The sequence below is a fragment of the Candidatus Enterococcus myersii genome, from assembly GCF_017316025.1.
GTDB classification, from domain to species: domain Bacteria; phylum Bacillota; class Bacilli; order Lactobacillales; family Enterococcaceae; genus Enterococcus_C; species Enterococcus_C montenegrensis.
This window is the reverse complement of the sequence record NZ_JAFLVT010000008.1, coordinates 536,058-552,188: the sequence shown is the minus strand read 5'-3', so window position 1 is coordinate 552,188 and position 16,131 is coordinate 536,058. Positions and strand designations below refer to the sequence as shown.

General features: G+C 38.4%; 19 protein-coding genes, 1 tRNA gene and 1 other annotated feature. Of the genes, 4 read left to right on the top strand and 16 right to left on the bottom strand.

Translation table 11 applies throughout. The features are described 5' to 3' along the window. Nucleotides 1-17: 17 nt before the first annotated feature. On the bottom strand, nucleotides 18-947 hold the full coding sequence (locus JZO76_RS08200) for a PLP-dependent cysteine synthase family protein (RefSeq protein ID WP_206903612.1): 930 nt from the start codon (nucleotides 945-947) through the stop codon (nucleotides 18-20). 309 nt (nucleotides 948-1,256) lie between these two features. Beyond that, on the bottom strand, nucleotides 1,257-1,907 hold the full coding sequence (locus tag JZO76_RS08195; protein ID WP_206903611.1) for a hypothetical protein: 651 nt from the start codon (nucleotides 1,905-1,907) through the stop codon (nucleotides 1,257-1,259). 149 nt (nucleotides 1,908-2,056) lie between these two features. On the opposite strand from JZO76_RS08195, the gene JZO76_RS08190 reads away from it, so the two are divergent. Then, nucleotides 2,057-2,130, top strand: a tRNA-Pro gene (locus JZO76_RS08190). Between the two features lie 162 nt (nucleotides 2,131-2,292). On the opposite strand, the gene JZO76_RS08185 is transcribed toward JZO76_RS08190, so the two are convergent. Continuing rightward, entirely contained in the window at nucleotides 2,293-3,288 is a 996-nt protein-coding gene (locus JZO76_RS08185) for an LPXTG cell wall anchor domain-containing protein (protein ID WP_347401457.1), read from the bottom strand. A 167-nt stretch (nucleotides 3,289-3,455) separates the two neighbouring features. On the opposite strand from JZO76_RS08185, the gene JZO76_RS08180 reads away from it, so the two are divergent. Further along, on the top strand, nucleotides 3,456-4,061 hold the full coding sequence (locus JZO76_RS08180) for a DUF1054 domain-containing protein (protein WP_206903610.1): 606 nt from the start codon (nucleotides 3,456-3,458) through the stop codon (nucleotides 4,059-4,061). Nucleotides 4,062-4,116: 55 nt separating this feature from the next. Here the strand turns inward: JZO76_RS08180 and rplT are convergent, their stop codons facing one another. The 9 genes from rplT to JZO76_RS08135 all read right to left on the bottom strand — a co-directional run bounded on the left by rplT (nucleotide 4,117) and on the right by JZO76_RS08135 (nucleotide 10,541). Then, nucleotides 4,117-4,476 carry a 50S ribosomal protein L20 gene (rplT, locus tag JZO76_RS08175; RefSeq protein WP_206903609.1) on the bottom strand — a complete coding sequence of 120 codons (360 nt, stop codon included), beginning with the start codon at nucleotides 4,474-4,476 and terminating at the stop codon, nucleotides 4,117-4,119. Nucleotides 4,477-4,538: 62 nt separating this feature from the next. Next, nucleotides 4,539-4,739 (bottom strand): 50S ribosomal protein L35, encoded by a 201-nt coding sequence (gene rpmI / locus JZO76_RS08170; RefSeq protein ID WP_016173762.1) that lies wholly within the window; start codon nucleotides 4,737-4,739, stop codon nucleotides 4,539-4,541. Between the two features lie 52 nt (nucleotides 4,740-4,791). After that, nucleotides 4,792-5,313 (bottom strand): translation initiation factor IF-3, encoded by a 522-nt coding sequence (gene infC / locus JZO76_RS08165; protein WP_016173761.1) that lies wholly within the window; start codon nucleotides 5,311-5,313, stop codon nucleotides 4,792-4,794. A 25-nt stretch (nucleotides 5,314-5,338) separates the two neighbouring features. Then, nucleotides 5,339-5,464, bottom strand: a sequence feature (ribosomal protein L20 leader region). 227 nt (nucleotides 5,465-5,691) lie between these two features. Next, on the bottom strand, nucleotides 5,692-5,901 hold the full coding sequence (locus JZO76_RS08160; RefSeq protein ID WP_016173760.1) for a hypothetical protein: 210 nt from the start codon (nucleotides 5,899-5,901) through the stop codon (nucleotides 5,692-5,694). A 256-nt stretch (nucleotides 5,902-6,157) separates the two neighbouring features. Next, nucleotides 6,158-7,324: an iron-containing alcohol dehydrogenase gene (locus JZO76_RS08155; protein WP_206903608.1), complete on the bottom strand. Its 1,167-nt coding sequence runs from the start codon at nucleotides 7,322-7,324 to the stop codon at nucleotides 6,158-6,160. A gap of 39 nt (nucleotides 7,325-7,363) precedes the next feature. Beyond that, nucleotides 7,364-7,960 carry a dihydroxyacetone kinase subunit DhaL gene (gene dhaL, locus JZO76_RS08150; RefSeq protein WP_206903607.1) on the bottom strand — a complete coding sequence of 199 codons (597 nt, stop codon included), beginning with the start codon at nucleotides 7,958-7,960 and terminating at the stop codon, nucleotides 7,364-7,366. A 28-nt stretch (nucleotides 7,961-7,988) separates the two neighbouring features. After that, on the bottom strand, nucleotides 7,989-8,972 hold the full coding sequence (dhaK, locus tag JZO76_RS08145) for a dihydroxyacetone kinase subunit DhaK (RefSeq protein WP_206903606.1): 984 nt from the start codon (nucleotides 8,970-8,972) through the stop codon (nucleotides 7,989-7,991). 4 nt (nucleotides 8,973-8,976) lie between these two features. Beyond that, on the bottom strand, nucleotides 8,977-9,372 hold the full coding sequence (gene dhaM, locus JZO76_RS08140) for a dihydroxyacetone kinase phosphoryl donor subunit DhaM (RefSeq protein WP_206903605.1): 396 nt from the start codon (nucleotides 9,370-9,372) through the stop codon (nucleotides 8,977-8,979). A 29-nt stretch (nucleotides 9,373-9,401) separates the two neighbouring features. Further along, nucleotides 9,402-10,541, bottom strand: a complete 1,140-nt coding sequence (locus JZO76_RS08135) for a glycerol dehydrogenase (protein WP_206903604.1) — start codon at nucleotides 10,539-10,541, stop codon at nucleotides 9,402-9,404. Between the two features lie 232 nt (nucleotides 10,542-10,773). Between JZO76_RS08135 and JZO76_RS08130 the strand changes: the two genes are divergently transcribed. After that, a complete protein-coding gene (locus JZO76_RS08130) occupies nucleotides 10,774-11,793 on the top strand; it encodes a PocR ligand-binding domain-containing protein (RefSeq protein ID WP_206903603.1) in 1,020 nt (339 codons plus the stop codon). Nucleotides 11,794-11,914: 121 nt separating this feature from the next. Here the strand turns inward: JZO76_RS08130 and JZO76_RS08125 are convergent, their stop codons facing one another. Further along, the gene (locus JZO76_RS08125) at nucleotides 11,915-12,856 is read right to left on the bottom strand and encodes an NADP-dependent oxidoreductase (RefSeq protein ID WP_206903602.1); all 942 of its coding nucleotides are present in this window, start codon (nucleotides 12,854-12,856) and stop codon (nucleotides 11,915-11,917) included. A gap of 16 nt (nucleotides 12,857-12,872) precedes the next feature. Then, complete coding sequence (locus tag JZO76_RS08120; protein ID WP_206903601.1) at nucleotides 12,873-13,286, bottom strand: Ohr family peroxiredoxin; 414 nt, start codon at nucleotides 13,284-13,286, stop codon at nucleotides 12,873-12,875. 109 nt (nucleotides 13,287-13,395) lie between these two features. Between JZO76_RS08120 and JZO76_RS08115 the strand changes: the two genes are divergently transcribed. Continuing rightward, nucleotides 13,396-13,815, top strand: coding sequence for a MarR family winged helix-turn-helix transcriptional regulator (locus JZO76_RS08115; RefSeq protein ID WP_206903600.1), 420 nt, complete (start codon nucleotides 13,396-13,398; stop codon nucleotides 13,813-13,815). Nucleotides 13,816-14,143: 328 nt separating this feature from the next. Here JZO76_RS08115 and leuD read toward each other — a convergent pair whose 3' ends face one another. After that, the gene (gene leuD, locus JZO76_RS08110; RefSeq protein WP_206903599.1) at nucleotides 14,144-14,734 is read right to left on the bottom strand and encodes a 3-isopropylmalate dehydratase small subunit; all 591 of its coding nucleotides are present in this window, start codon (nucleotides 14,732-14,734) and stop codon (nucleotides 14,144-14,146) included. After that, nucleotides 14,734-16,119, bottom strand: a complete 1,386-nt coding sequence (gene leuC / locus JZO76_RS08105; protein WP_206903598.1) for a 3-isopropylmalate dehydratase large subunit — start codon at nucleotides 16,117-16,119, stop codon at nucleotides 14,734-14,736. The genes leuD and leuC overlap by 1 nt, the downstream gene beginning before the upstream one ends. Nucleotides 16,120-16,131 lie beyond the last annotated feature (12 nt).

Sequence of the window (16,131 nt, the reverse complement as noted above, 5' to 3'; positions counted from 1 at the left end):
TTTTACTGTTAGTTCTTTTAATAATTTGTCCGACTGTAAATTTCTTTTGATAAATAGCGATCGCCTGCATCAGGAAAAATTGTGCCAATCACACTAGCAGCAGGCAATTTTTGGGCCACATTCACTGCCGCTGCTAAAGCCGCGCCGCTGGAACTGCCAGCCAAAATACCAAAGGTTTGGGCTAATTTACGCGTATAAGAAAATCCCAAGTCATCACTGATGGTTTCATAGCCCCTGATTGTTAAAGCTTCAAAAAATGGCGGGATAAATTCTACCCCAATGCCTTCAATTTCATGACGATGACTTTTTCCACCGTTTAAAATAGAGCCCACTGGTTCTACACCATACAACAAAATTTCAGGATATTTTTCTTGCAAGTAAGCGCCTGTTCCAGCAAAAGTGCCTCCTGAGCCGACTCCTGCTACAAAAGCCGTCAACCCACTTGGAAACTCGGCCGCAATTTCTGGGCCTAAGGTTTCATAGTAAGCTTGGGGATTTTCTTTATTTTCAAATTGCAATGGCAGAAAACTATTAGGAATTTCTGCTGCTAATTCCTTGGCTTTTTTAATTGCACCACTCATGCCAGCTGCTGTTGGCGTATGAACAATTTCAGCCCCCAATGCCTGCATTAACGCTTGTTTTTCCAAACTAAATTTTTCTGGTACTACAAAAATGGTTTGAATATTATACGGTTGCGCCGCTAGCGCTAACCCAATTCCGGTGTTACCTGCTGTCGGCTCAATCAACGTCCCCCCTACTTGCAGTTCTCCTTTTCGTAGCGCTTTTTGAATTAGAAATTGCCCCAAGCGATCTTTGATACTGCCGCCAGGGTTTAAAAACTCCAATTTTGCAAAAATTTCTGTCCCCAAAGGCAACGGCAATTGTTTACTGGTAAACCGTATCATTGGCGTGTTGCCGATCAATTCATCAATCTGATTTACTATCATGTTTTTACTCCTTATTTTGACGTTGAAAACAAAAAAAGAGGTACTGACTATTAATCAGTACCTCGAAAAGTCTAAAAATATTTGCAAATATACTCTGGTGCACGCAGAATTATTTACGACAAATTTTAGAAACTAGGTCTATTAATAGGCATGACAAAATGGTATGCTGCAATTTTTTGCACCATACAACAACAATCTGCAACTAAAACAGTTCGCTGTGCCATGTCCGCCTGACCCCTTTTCTTAAAATTTGATACAAATCTACCATCCACAACATTTGCTGTCAATAAGTAAATTATTAAATAACAATCAAAACAACATTTGAACAAAGCGCCATAAATAACGCAGTAATCGATATAAAATAAATAAGAAAAACAGATTTCCTAAAATGAAATTCACACCATTACCAGCTGTAGCCTTCAAATTACTCCAAGTAAAACGTCGTAAAAACCGAGGCACGTTACTGTAACCATTGCGTTTTAACCGAAACTTCTCTTCATAAGTCAGCTCCAACATATCATAATAGTAAAGCTCCAAAGGCTGCAGTGTAAAAAAGTTTTTCGCAAATCCGACTAACAAAGTATATTGCTTATTACTAGCAGGTAAGTTACGCGCCCCTTTTTTATTAATCGCAACGATTAATTGCTTATCTTTTTTGACATTATACGTATATTCCGCTTCTTCAATTTGAATAATTTCAGCTGTCGGATTATTTTGTGCTAAAAAGTCAGCATAAACTTTGGGAAATTCCTGCAGCTTTTGTAGCAGTAGAAAAGTTACCCCTAAAAGTATGACGACAATAACACCATTTACAAGTAAATGATCTTTAAAAATAAGACTGTAAATAACAATAATCAAAAGTGCTAAAAGTGATAATACAATCCGCTTCATAAAAAACTTGCGATACATCAATGCAATGGTGCGCTCGTAATATGCAAAATCTTGATTGGCAAAATCCATAAAAACCTCCTTAGTCCCTTTAGAAAAGATGACTTTTAATTAGTATAACTGATGACTTGCACTCTGTCATGATGCTAAGTCGTTTTACGAAACACTTGACCTTTTCTTTTGCAAAAATTATCTTTTAGCAGTAACGTAGTAATCGTTGACGGGAAATAGCTCAGCTTGGTAGAGCACTTGCTTCGGGAGTAAGGGGTCGCAGGTTCAAATCCTGTTTTCCCGATTCTATTTTTTTAATTCATCCATTTACTCTGACTACTTTAGTTATCAAAATCATGTCCGTAGTTATAAATTAAATAATCGCTCAAAAAAAATATCCTTGTGAATGTAAACTGTTTTTACCAGTTTTTTCCCAAGGATATTTTATTTTCTAGCTATAAAATGTCTATTTCTTTTTGCGACGGTAAAAAATGAAAGTAACGCTAATAATTACCAATATCCCAATAACTGAAACATAAAACATCGGATTGTCTCCCATTTTTGGTAAAATTCCAGTTTGTTCTTTTTTATTATCTTCTTTTTTAGTTACAGAAGATTCCGTTGTCGTCTCATTAGTAGCAGAGGTTGTTTCTGTGGTCGCATTCGTCGTCACAGGCTTCACCAATTCATTGCGGGCTTGCGGGATTCCTTCAGAGGCATAGCGGGCAATCCAAGCAATAATGCCGGGGAAAAATCGCCCTTCTTCTGCCAACATTTTTTCTTGTAGTGGTGTTATAAAATTTAAAATTGCAAGCAGTTCATCATGGCTTAACTGCCGAATTGAAATAAAGCTACTATTGGCTGGATAAACAGTTTGCAAGTAATTTTCTAATGCATCGACTTGGTTTTTCAACTCCGACAAAGATAAACCGGTCGCGTCAAAACTTAAAGCTGCAAGTGCTGATGACACAGCAATTGTTTTATCTTGATATAAGGCTGTTAAGAGACGTACATACGCGCCTAAATCCATACCATAAAAATCTTGATTTATGCGGGTAAATAATTGCAACGCTTCGTCTAACTGTTCATCTGTATAGTTTGCCAACGCTTCTGGCGTAATAGCATATTGCCCACTTGCCAAGGCTTTGCGAATTTCAACTACATTTTGATTAACGGTTTCACTAGCTTCAACAGCTTTAATTCCCGTCTGTTCTTCAATACCATTTTTGATTGCTTCCCCCACTTCAACAGCTGTGGTTGTCGTATCTGTTGTCTCTTCACTGGTCGTCTCTAAAGATGTTGTCGTTTGAGTCGTACTCATCTGCTCAGCCGTTGTGGTGGTTAGTGTTTCTTCACTTTCATTCACATTTGCAGCCGTATTTTCCTCAGCGGCATACGCACTTGGAACTGTTAATAACGCCATGAAAGCCAAAATCCCCAATACTTTTTTCACTTTGATCACACTTCTTCACTTTTATTTTTTACAAAAACATTTCTTTTGTAACACAATTGTAACATTAACTAAAAAAAATAAAAGACTTTTTGTGAAAAAATTTTGAATTGTTATTTTTTATCTGGAAAAGAAAATATGCTATCTTTAAATTAACACTAACTAAAGGGAGTTATGAAATGTTTAATGAAAAAAGCTTTACCGTTTTTACTATACCAGGTTTAGAAGCACGAATGGCTGCTATTCGTAGCGAGATTCAGCCAGTTTTTACAGCAATTGGTAACCCAACTTGCGAAATGCTAGCACAACACTTTAAACATCCTTTTTATCTGCATATTGCCCAACACCGCCGTAGAACTGTTCACCCGCCCGAAAATACTTGGGCCGCTATGAGCGAAGGTAAACGCGGCTACAAAATGAGTGCTCACTTTCAAATCGGTATTTGGCCAGAATATGTTTTCATGTGGCTCTCCATTATCGATCAACCAAAAAGACAAAAAGAAATGGCAGCTATACTGTTAAAAAACACTGCTATATTTGATAGGCTACCAGCAGATACCGTTATGAGTTTGGATCATACCAAAGAAAAAACAGTCCCATTAACGCAAGAAAATTTAGAACATGCCTTACTGCGACTGAGCACCGTTAAAAAAGCTGAATTCCAAATTGGACGAATTATTAAAAATAAAGATGAATTATGGCATCATCCTGCTAAAGCCGCGCAATATATTGAAGAAACTTACAAAGAGCTACTGCCTTTATACGCCTTACTTCAGGACGTGTAAATCGTAAAAAAATCCCTCACGAAATTCGTGAGGGATTTGCAGTAGTTAAATATAATTATTTAGCCAATGCGTCTTTCGCTTGGTCAGCTAGTGCAGTGAAAGCTGCTGCGTCGTTGACTGCAATATCAGCCAACATTTTGCGGTTGATGTCGATTTCAGCCAATTTCAAGCCATGCATTAATTTTGAGTAGCTCAAGTTGTTCATACGAGCCGCTGCGTTGATACGTGCGATCCACAATTTGCGGAAGTCGCGTTTTTTCTGACGACGATCGCGGTATGCGTAGTTGTATGAATTCATTACTTGTTCTTTTGCTGTTTTAAATAAAGTATGTTTGGAACCGTAGTAACCTTTAGCTAATTTAAGCACTTTTTTACGACGTTTACGAGTTACTGTTCCACCTTTAACACGTGCCATGTTTAATTCCTCCTAAAATAAATCTCGAATTTTTGAAATGGTAAAGCAAGGGTTCAATTAGCTTATTTCATACGAGCTAATTGTTGACGGATACGTTTGTAATCGCCAGCTGACACCATGCTTGCTTTACGCAATTGACGGCGTTGTTTTTTTGTTTTGCCGTGGAAACGGTGGCTTGTAAACGCGCGGAATCGTTTTAATCCGCCTTTACCGGTACGTTTTACGCGTTTTGCTAAACCGCGGTGTGTTTTTTGTTTTGGCATAACTAATTTCCTCCTCAAAATCAATTCTTCATGAACTTTGACTGACTGACGCTTATTTCTCAGGTTTTGGTGCAACCACTAGAAACATGCTGCGTCCGTCCATCTTCGCTTTTTGCTCAACAACTGCGATATCCGCAACTTCTTCAGCTAAGCGATCAAGGACTTTCTGACCAATTTCTTTGTGGGTAATGGCACGACCTCTAAAACGGATTGAAGCTTTCACTTTGTCTCCTTTTTCTAGGAACTTACGTGCATTACGCAGTTTTGTATTGAAATCATTGACATCAATTGTCGGACTTAAACGAACTTCTTTAATGTTGATCACTTTTTGTTTCTTACGAGCTTCACGATCTTTTTTCTGTTGTTCAAAACGATATTTCCCGTAATCCATGATCCGCGCTACTGGTGGTTTCGCACCGGGAGCTACTAAAACGACATCAAGATTGGCTTGTTCTGCAATACTCAATGCTTCTGCTTTAGTTTTAACACCTAATTGTTCACCGTTTTGGTCGATCAAACGCAACTCACGTGCACGAATGCCGTCGTTTACCATCATATCCTTTGCTATGGTCATTCACCTCCAAGTTTTTTGAAGAGAGAAAGCAATAAAAAAACGAGTTCGAATTCGAACCCGCGCGCAAAATCAGCTTGTAAACAAGCGATCTAACTATTCTGCCCAGCAATATCTTCACTAAGGCGAGAAGCGGGTGCTTCTGCTTTCATTTCTCAACTCGTATAATATACTATATCTAAAATTCTTTGTCAACAAGAAAGAAACTTGACTAACTTTTTATAAATTTTTGTTACCAAGCAAAAAAAGCCATTTTCTTTTGCAGCAATTCCAAAAGTCAGATTAAAAATCTAACTTTTTAGAAGTACTACATTTCAAGAAACTGGCTTTTATTTGAGCCTGTATTATCTTTTACGATTTTACACCTATACTTTTAATTGCCTAAAAGGTCTGGTTGGGGCCACGAAAATTGGCGCCAGGTAACGGAGTCTCTTCTAACACCTTTTCAAGGCCTTTGCTTTCTTTTTCATCTTTTTCTTCATTGTCATCATCCAGTTGCAATTCTTTTTCCATTTCGTCGATTTTTTCCATTGTCTTATCTTTTTTTGCTTCTTTAGCCAAGTCTGCTAATTGTTTTTCTTTCTCCTCCATTTTCACCACTCCTCTACTATTTAATTTTCCTTCAATGTAAGCGTATCATTTTTAGCACTAAAACTAAAATAGTCCGCTTAGTGGTCACATTTCTTATATTTCACTAAACTTTCTAAGCAAACAAAAAAAGCTGTGACAACAATTGTCACAGCTCTTTTTGTTGACACTTTTTGTCAACAAAAGACGCGTAGGAGTAGTTAAATAAAAAAGGTGCTATTATTTTAGACGGTTTTAATACCACCTGTTATCCCTTTAGTTAAGCATTATAGGCTGCTTCAAACAGTGAAACGATATCGGCTTTTGTCCCTTTACGGGGATTTGAAAAAGCATTCCCATCTTTCAAAGCATTTTCTGCCATTAAAGAAAAGTCAGCCGGATTTGCGCCTATGGATTTAATATTTGCAGGAATGCCGACATCTTCTGAAATACGTTCTAATGCTGCAATTCCCCGCTCAGCAGCTGCCATTTTTGACAAGCCTGCAATATTTTCACCTAAAAAAACAGCAATATCTGCAAAGCGTTCTGGACTAGCGATCATATTCCAACGTTCAACAGTAGGCATTAATACAGCACAACAAACACCATGAGGCGCATCGTATTGACCACCTAATTGATGCGCCATCGCGTGAACATACCCTAAATCAGCGTTGTTAAATGCCATACCCGCAAGTAGCGAAGCATAGGCCATATTGGTACGTGCCTCTAAATCGTGACCGTTTGCCACTGCACGTCGTAAATATTGCCCAATTAACTTCATTCCTTGAATTGCTTGCGCGTCTGTAATCGGATTGCGATTTTCTGAAACGTAAGCCTCCACACAATGACACAATGCGTCCATGCCAGTTGCAGCGGTTAATTTTGTTGGAACATCTAACATTAGTAATGGATCATTAAAGGAAACTAGCGGTACATTACGCCATGAAACTACCACAAATTTCAAATGTGTCGCTTCATTTGTCAAGACTGCGTGCCGGGTAATTTCAGAAGCAGTACCTGCCGTCGTGTTAACTGCCATTAGCGGAGGTAATGGTTTATCTAGCGTTTCAATTCCTGCCAATTTTATCACGTCAGTACCATTGGTCAAAACAATTCCAATCCCTTTGCCACAATCATGAGCAGAGCCACCGCCCACGGTTATAATGGCATCGCAGTTTTCAGATTGATACAATGCTGCCCCAGCCTTTACATTGCGAATTTTGGGATTCGGTTCTACTTCATCAAAAATTGCATAAGCCACACCAGCATCAGATAAACTTGCTTCTGTTTGTTTGACCGGACCATTTTCCATTTGACGCAAAAAACTATCTGTCACAATTAAGACTTTTTTCATATTTAATATTTTTGCTCGTTCGCCAATTTTTTTAATTACTCCTGGACCAAAAAAATTGACACTGGGCATCATAAAATCAAAATTTGTTTTCATTTTTTTCCCTTCTTAAAATGCTATTTATTCGTTACGCTTTTAAAAATATGTTAAAAGAGTGGTAAATAACAAGGCACTTGAGGCTGCTCCAGGATCGATATGGCCTACTGCCCGCTCGCCTAAATAAGAAGCTCTGCCTTTTTTGGCCACTAGATCTTTTGTAGCTTCTTTAGCAGCTGTAATTTTTTCAACCGTTAAATTTTCTTCTTTTAACGCGGCTACCACTGGCGACCAGACATCGACCATCGTTTTATCGCCAACTTCAGCTTTTCCCCGTAATTGAATACCATTTAAGCCTTGTGCCATTAAATTTCCTAATTGGGCCTGACTGGTGATTTCTGTAATATTTTTCGTTTCTTTGGTTAAATTCATAAAAGCTGAGCCATAGAGGGGACCAGAAGCGCCCCCAACTTTTGAAATTAAGGCCATTGCCAATACTTTAAAGGTATCACTAATTGTCGCAGGTTTTTGTTGTGCCAAACTTTCTTCATAGGCCTTCATTCCGCGAGCCATATTATTTCCATGATCCCCGTCACCAATCGGGGTGTCTAGCTCACTTAAATAATCTTTTTTGACTTTTATTTCAGCTGCAAAATCTGCCAACCATGCTTGCAATTCTTTTACGGTTATTTCCATTGTTTTTTTGTCCTTTCTTTGCCAACTTTTACCAAGAAATTGTGTCTACTTGACTGTTTAGCGCACTTAACCAAGTTTTCTCGCTCAAATTAATCAAGGTTAAAGAAAGTCCTTCCATGTCAATGGAAGTCATATAATTGCCAACTTTGTGAAAAGTAACTGCAATACCTTGACTGCTTAATTCATTTAAGACATCATTCATGAAGACAAATTGTTCCATTAGCGGTGTTGCGCCCATACCATTCACCAACACCCCAACTTCAACAGGTTTTTGTTCATATTGTGCCAAAATTTTACCAACTAATTCTTGGGCCATCTCTTTTGAAGTCTGCATCTTTTCCCGACGGTAGCCGGGTTCACCATGGATACCAACACCAAATTCAATTTCATCTTCTGCTAGAGTAAAGCTAGGTTTTCCAACTTCCGGTACGGTTGCCGCAGCTAAGGCCACCCCAATGGTTTTAATTTCAGCGACAACTTTTTCCCCCAGCGTTTTTAATTCGCTTAAACTTAGACCACTTCTGGCTGCATCACCCAAAATTTTGTGCACTAAAATAGTTCCTGCTACGCCACGTTTTCCGGCTGTATACGTACTATTTTCAACTGCGACATCATCATCAACTACGACCATCTCCACTGGAATTTCATTTAACGTTGCCATATCCTTCGCCATTTCAAAATTCAAAATATCGCCGGTGTAATTTTTTACAATTAATAAAACACCTGCGCCGTAATCTACTTCATTTATAGCGATTTCAATTTGATCAGGGGTTGGAGAAGTAAAGACATCGCCTAAAACGGCCGCACTTAACATCCCTTCCCCGACAAAGCCAGCATGGGCTGGCTCGTGACCACTTCCACCACCAGATACTAGACCAACTTGTTTTTTGGTTTCATTTTTTGCCACAACACGCGAGTCAGCCACTTGGTGAATTGATTCAGGATAGCTTTTGACTAAACCTTGCAACATTTCATCCACAATCATACCCGGTTCATTAATAATCTTCTTCATCTTTTTACCATCCTTTTTTGCCTGCTTGTTTTGCTTCTGTCATAATTTGTTCAACATCATCTGTAATGCCGGCAGTAATGGCAGCTGCAAAGGCACCTTCAACTAAGGGAGCGTCCACTAAGCGATATTTTTTCTGGTCATTTTCAGCTAACAAATCAAAAGCCAATTCAGCGCTTAACACCGCACTGCCTAAATCGGCAAAAACAAGGTAGACGGCGGCATCTTGTGATGCTTCTACGGCAGCCATAATTTTGATTGGATCACTGCCCAATTGCCCTTCAGCCGTGCCGCCTAACGAAAAGATAGCTACTTCTTCTTTTTGAGCCATTTGTTCCACCATAGCTTTAATACCGTCCGTAATTTCTTTACTATGGGAAACTAAAAAGATACTTTTTTTCATGGATAACCTACTCCTTCGTCAATAAAAATCTACGCTAAGTCGTGTCGCTCTTTATAATTTTGACCAATTTTATCTGCGACAATTAACGCATTGGCCACTTCTTCTACCACAATTGGAAACGGCATTGAATGAATGGACTCTTCTGGAATACAAGCAATTTCAGCAACTGCCATGGCTTCATCAAAGGAAATCGTTTCAACTCCCAAATCAGCCAATGTTAATGGCAAACCAACAGAAGCACTAAAATCCATGACTGCTTCTAATTCTTCTTTGTTCGCATCTTCTAAGACCAATTGAACAATTGTTGCAAAAGCCACTTTTTCACCGTGCAAGTAGCCATGGGCACCTGGTAAAACCGTCATCCCATTATGAATGGCGTGTGCTGCTGCTAAACCACCGCTTTCAAAACCAAGTCCTGAAAGCAAGATGTTGGTTTCAACGATTTTATTTAAAGCTTCTGTTACTAAATTACTATCCGCTGCAATTTTGGCTTTTAAACCATCTTCTTGCAAATGAGTCCAGCATAATTTAGCCATCGCTAAAGCCGCATACGTTCCAGACGCATTAGGTGTTAAACCTTCTCTTGAGCCCATTGGTAAGCTCGCATTTACCCGTGAATAAGAGTTATGCGTGGCTCTTGCTTCAAAATAAGTGGACAAAGCATCTCCCATACCAGCAACTAAAAAGCGGGTTGGCGCTTTGGCGATGACAGTTGTATCTACCAAAACGACACTTGGACTTTGTTTAAAGTATGCATAATCATCAAAAGAACCATCCCCATGGTATAAAACAGCAGAATGTGAAGTTGGTGCATCCGTTGCCGCGATTGTTGGTACAATAATTAAATGTTCGCCTTCTGCGACTACTTTTGAAGCATCAATAGCCTTACCACCACCTAAACCAACGATGGCATCAGTATGATTTTCTTTTGCTACAGCTTGCAAGCGTTTGGTTTCTGCGCGAGTAACTTCACCATTAAAACCACCTTCAATAAAGGTGATATTAAATTTTTTGGCAGTCGCATCTAATTGCGGTTTCACGCGTTTGACATCTTCAGGATTTGCGATTAGTAAAGCTGATTTGCCAAATGTTTGAACAAAATAACCTAAATTTAGTAATTCATTTTCTCCTTGGACATACTTTGTTGGTAAGATTAATGCTTTTCTCATAGTAAATTCCTCCTCATTTGTGGTGGGTCGATTTTTTATAAATCGAAAATTAAAGATAGTAAAAATTAACTATCTCTTTTTCTCTACGCCACAATAATAACCGCTTCCATTACAATTAACACGACACTTTGATAGCGCTTTCTTATAAATTTAGATAGAACTTTTTTGTGAAATAGCAATTATTTGTCATTAAACCAAAAAGTTCTATAATAAAACTACGGAGGGCCCAATTATGAGTACCCATTTTGAAATTGAAAAAGTTTTGGACTTAGAAAAATGGGAGCGCCTACAAGAAAGTATTGCTGTCGCTACCCACTTAGCAATTATTTTAGTTGATTACAAAGGCAAACCCATTACAAAGCATAGCCAAGTGAAACCCTTTTGTAACTTAGCCCGTCACCACCCACAATTAGCACAATTTTGTGAAAAATGTGATGCCCGCGGCGGTTTAGAAGCTGTGCGCACCGGTGAACCTTTCATTTATCGCTGTCATTTTAATATTGTTGATTTAGCCATTCCTATTCTGGTGGACAATAATTACGTCGGCGCTATTATGGCAGGGGAAATTTTATTAGACGAACAACAAGAAGAATTAGAACAGATTTTAAACTTGGATACCCGCGCTGATGTCGCCGCCTTTAAAGCTGAACATCAGGATTTAATTAACGCCTATCCGCGTTTTAGTATGGCCGATTTAAATCATGCAGCCAATATGTTAGAACAATTAAGTGAATATATTGTCACCGAAGCCATCAAAAAAGATTACTTAATCAAAGCCTATCAACAAACACTTCGTCTAACAAAGCGCACTACAAATTTAGCTGTCATAAAAGATGAAGAGCCGGTTGATTTGACCTTTATTCAAGAGGATATTCGCCAATCAGTCTTAGAAAAACGCTTAAATACCACCAGTGGCATTTATCAAGCTAAAAACAAAATTTTGCAACCAGCTGTCGATGCCGTCTTCGCTAATAAAAGCAATCATGTGGATCTGCCAACACTAGCACAGTTAGTGAATTTGAGCCCTAGTTATTTAAGCCGTCTTTTGAAAGAAGAATTTGGTGAGCCTTTTAGCCAGATTTACAGTAAGCTAAAAATCTATTGGGCCGAAGAGTTGTTAAAAGATACTGATTTATCAATCAGCGATGTTAGTGAAGAACTCGGCTACCTGGAGCCTAGCTATTTTATCCGCTCTTTTAAAAAAATTAAGGGACAAACGCCTTTAAAATGGCGCCAACAAAATCGCCCCTAATCCTCAAGCTACCCGTAGAAAAAGTTTAAACAACACAAAAAAGACAGCGAAATTTATACCTATAATTTCTGCTGTCTTTTTTGTGTTGTTTAAAGCTGTACTTTTATTTATCTATATTTTTTTAATTATTGGTTAAAACAATTTTGCCCACCGCATGATGGGTAGCACTTAATTCATGGGCTGATTTCACCCCTGCAGCCGTTAGCGGAAATTGCGCACCAATAACACTTTCTAACTGACCTGCCTGCATCCAATTGGCTAATTGCGCTAACTCTTTACCATTTGGTTCTAACCAAATAGCCTGTGCAAAAATATTTTTAGCTGTCATTAAATCCGGATTACTGATACCTAAGACTGTGACTAAGCGACCACCATTTTTGAGCACTTTTACACTGTCTTCTTGAATTTTTCCTCCCATTGTATCTAATACCAAATCTAAATCAGAAAAAGCTTCCGCAAAATTTTCTTCATGATAATCAATTACTTTGTCTGCACCAAGGCGATAAAGCAGTTCATGATTTTTTTTGCTAGCAGTTGTAAATACCTCAGCTCCTTGTGCTTTTGCTAATTGAATTGCATAAGTTCCGACACCACCGGCACCAGCATGAATCAAAACTTTTTCACCTTTTTGCAAATGACCATGATTGAATAATCCTTGATAAGCTGTCAAAGCCGCCAGAGGTGTGGCAGCAGCAGCTTCAAAGGAAATATTAGCGGGTATTTTAGCCAAAAGATTTGTATCCACGATCGCATAATCGGCATAAGTTCCAAAACGCGTAGTCGCCGGTCGAGCAAAAACACGATCACCGATTTGCCAGTCTGTGACATTTTCACCAACTGCGCTAATTATTCCAGCTACATCCCAGCCAAGAATAATAGGAAATTCCCAATCAAACATCTGTTGCAAATAACCTTCCCGCAATTTCCAATCAATTGGATTAATTGAGGTCGCTTGAACTTGAACTAAAACTTGATCTTCTTTTAAAGCGGGCAGCTTCACATTTTCTTCTTGTAAACCTTCACTACCACCATACTGATTAATGACAATTGCACGAGTTTCCATTCTTTTACCCCCTTACTTAATAAGCATTAATAGTTACTGCGATATTTCCTTTGGTAGCACGAGAATACGGGCAAACTTTATGCGCTTCTTGCAATAATTCCATTGTTTCTTCATTCGTCGCACCGTCGATATGTCCGGCAATTTCAACACCTAATTGCACGTCAGGTAATTCCGATTGACTCAAATTATATAAAGAAACGGTTACTTCAATCGTAGATTCACCGGTAAAGCCCGCTTGTTCTTTAATATAAGATAGTGCACTGTTAAAACAAGCACTGTAACCTGCTGCAAAAAGTTGTTCGGGATTTGTTGCGCCTTTTTCTTTGCTGCCAGGAGGCAAAATATTCATGGTAAAAGCGTGATCAGGTGAGTGAACTTCTCCTGTACGACCACCGGTATTAATCATCTTAGTTGCATAAACTTTTTTCATGTCAATTCCTTCTTTCGTATTTACAAATTAAATTGTATACAATTTAATTGTGTTTGACAAAAATTTAGATTCTGCTTAGACTAAAAGAAATTAAAAGGACGTGAAAAAATTGGCGGAAGATTTTTTAACAAAAGAATTATGTTTTCAACTGTATGTTGCCTCAAAAGAAATAATTCGGTTATATAAACCTTTTCTAGCAGAATTGGATTTGACTTATACAAGTTTTATCGCTTTATTGGCGATTGAAGAGGATATGAGCGTAAAATGTTTAGGTGAAAAATTATTCCTAGATTCGGGCACTTTAAGCCCACTTTTAAAAAAAATGGAGAATCAAGGACTACTAAATCGTAGCCGTTCTCCTGAAGATGAGCGAATTCTAAAAATTGATTTAACCCAAAAAGGGCGAGAAATTAAATCCCAATTACCTAATATTTCAAAAAAAGTTTATCAAAATATTAAAAGCCGCAATCCCGAAATTGACTACCATCAACTCATGCACTTTTTAAATCAACTAAACTTGGCTTTTTAAAACTCGTTTTGCTTTTAAACAATAAGACAGAATTTCAATAATTGCTTTTCAATTTTCTTGAAAGTTTGGCTTAATATCGCAGAAAGTTGGATAAAAAAACAAGCCAGCTTGAAAAGCTGAAGGAACCTTTTTGTCCCAAGCTATATAACAAAATTTGCTAGAATGGCTTTTTATTTTTGAAAATTTTTGCTTATGGCCGTAGTGATTCATAAAGTGAGACAAAAAAAGCCGTCTGTAAATGTACCTGTAGATGAAATCACTAAAAAATTAAGCTCTTACTTTAATTTTTTAGTGATTTCATCCCAGAGATTGACAGAAAGCTTTTTTGTTAACGCCAATAGATGGGTACACCTTTATTTTCATATTGGCTAATCAATTCTTCTGCTTGCAAGGTAATCCCAATTTCATCTAAGCCATTCACCAATTTATTTTTCCACGTTTCATCAATAGCAAATGAAAATGTGTCCTCTTTTGTTTTGACAACTTGGTTTGGTAAATCGATCGTAATTTTAGCGGTCGGTGATACAGCTGCTAATTTTTCTCGTGCTACTTTGTCTAAAGCAATCGGCAACAGGCCATTTTTAGTCGCATTCATATAAAAAATGTCACTAAAACTGCCAGCAATAACTGCTTTAAAGCCATAATCCATTAAAGCCCAGGCCGCGTGTTCTCGCGAAGAACCAGAACCAAAATTATCGCCTGAAACTAAAATCGTAGCCTTTTGATACTCTGGAAAGTTTAACACAAATTCAGGATTGGACCTACGATCTGACAAATAGCGCCAATCATCAAAAAGAAATTCACCAAAACCTTTTTTATCTACACGTTTCAAATACGTTTTTGGAATAATTTGGTCGGTATCCACGTTATCATTCATAAAAGGAACAGTCATTCCCGTATAGACTTTAAATGCCTCCATTAACATGCAGCTCCCTTCACGATTTTTCGTACATCGACAAAAGTTCCATTTAGCGCAGCGGCAGCCGCCATAGCCGGACTACACAGATGCGTGCGGGAATTTTTTCCTTGACGGCCCACAAAGTTGCGATTAGAAGTAGAGGCACAGTGGACAAACTCAGGAACTTTATCTGGATTCATCCCCAAACACATGGAACAGCCGGGTTCTCGCCATTCAAATCCTGCAGCTTTGAAAACTTCATCTAGCCCTAACTTTTCAGCGGCCTTTTTTACTGGTCGTGAACCTGGTACAACAATGCCTGTGACACCGACTTTAATTTTTTTGCCTGCAATAATTTTAGCGGCTTCTTGTAAATCTGAAAGTCGCCCGTTAGTACAAGAACCAATAAAAACATATTCAATTGGAATATCATTGGGTGTTTGACCAGGCTTTAAATCCATATATTCATAAGCTAATGCATCATTATGATCTTTGATTGCAGGAAAGTTCTCTTCAAAAGAAACCCCCATCTCCGGATTGGTCCCCCAGGTAATATAAGGTGCTAAATTTTTGGCATCCAATTCTAATAACGTATCAAATTGGGCATCTTCATCTGTATAAAGCGTCTGCCAATCGGCTATAGCTGCGTCCATATTTCTAGGTGCATATTTACGTTTTGCAACATAATCAAATGTCTTTTGATCCGGGGCCATCATCCCCATTTTAGCACCACCTTCAATTGCCATATTACAAATAGTCATCCGCTCTTCCATTGATAAATTCGTAATTGTATCTCCGAAAAACTCCGCCGCATAGCCAACACCAAAATCCGTACCGTATTTAGCAATCAAAGCTAAAATAATATCTTTAGCATAAACTCCTGGTTGTAATTCCCCTGTTACTTTAATACCCATGCGTTTTGGTTTTTTCTGCCAAATTGTTTGCGTTGCAAAAACATGTTCCACCTCACTTGTGCCAATCCCAAAGGCAATTGCGCCAAAAGCACCATGAGTAGCCGTGTGGGAATCCCCACAAACAATGACTTTACCTGGTTGTGTCAACCCCATCTCTGGTCCTACCATGTGAACAATTCCTTGATTTTCTGAACCATTATCACAAAGCTCAATCCCAAATTCCTGACAATTTTGGCGTAAAGTATCGATTTGCTTTTTTGCAATCAAGTCCGTGATATTATGAATATCCACCGTTGGGACATTATGATCCATCGTGGCAAAAACTCGCTTGGGACAGCGAACTTTACGCTTAGCTTGTCGCAAGCCTTCAAAAGCTTGCGGTGAAGTAACTTCATGGATTAGCTGCAGATCTACATATAATAATTGGGCGCCTCCTGCTTCTCCTTTAATGACGTGACGTTCCCAAATCTTATCAAAAAGTGTTTTTCCCATCTTTTTACTCCC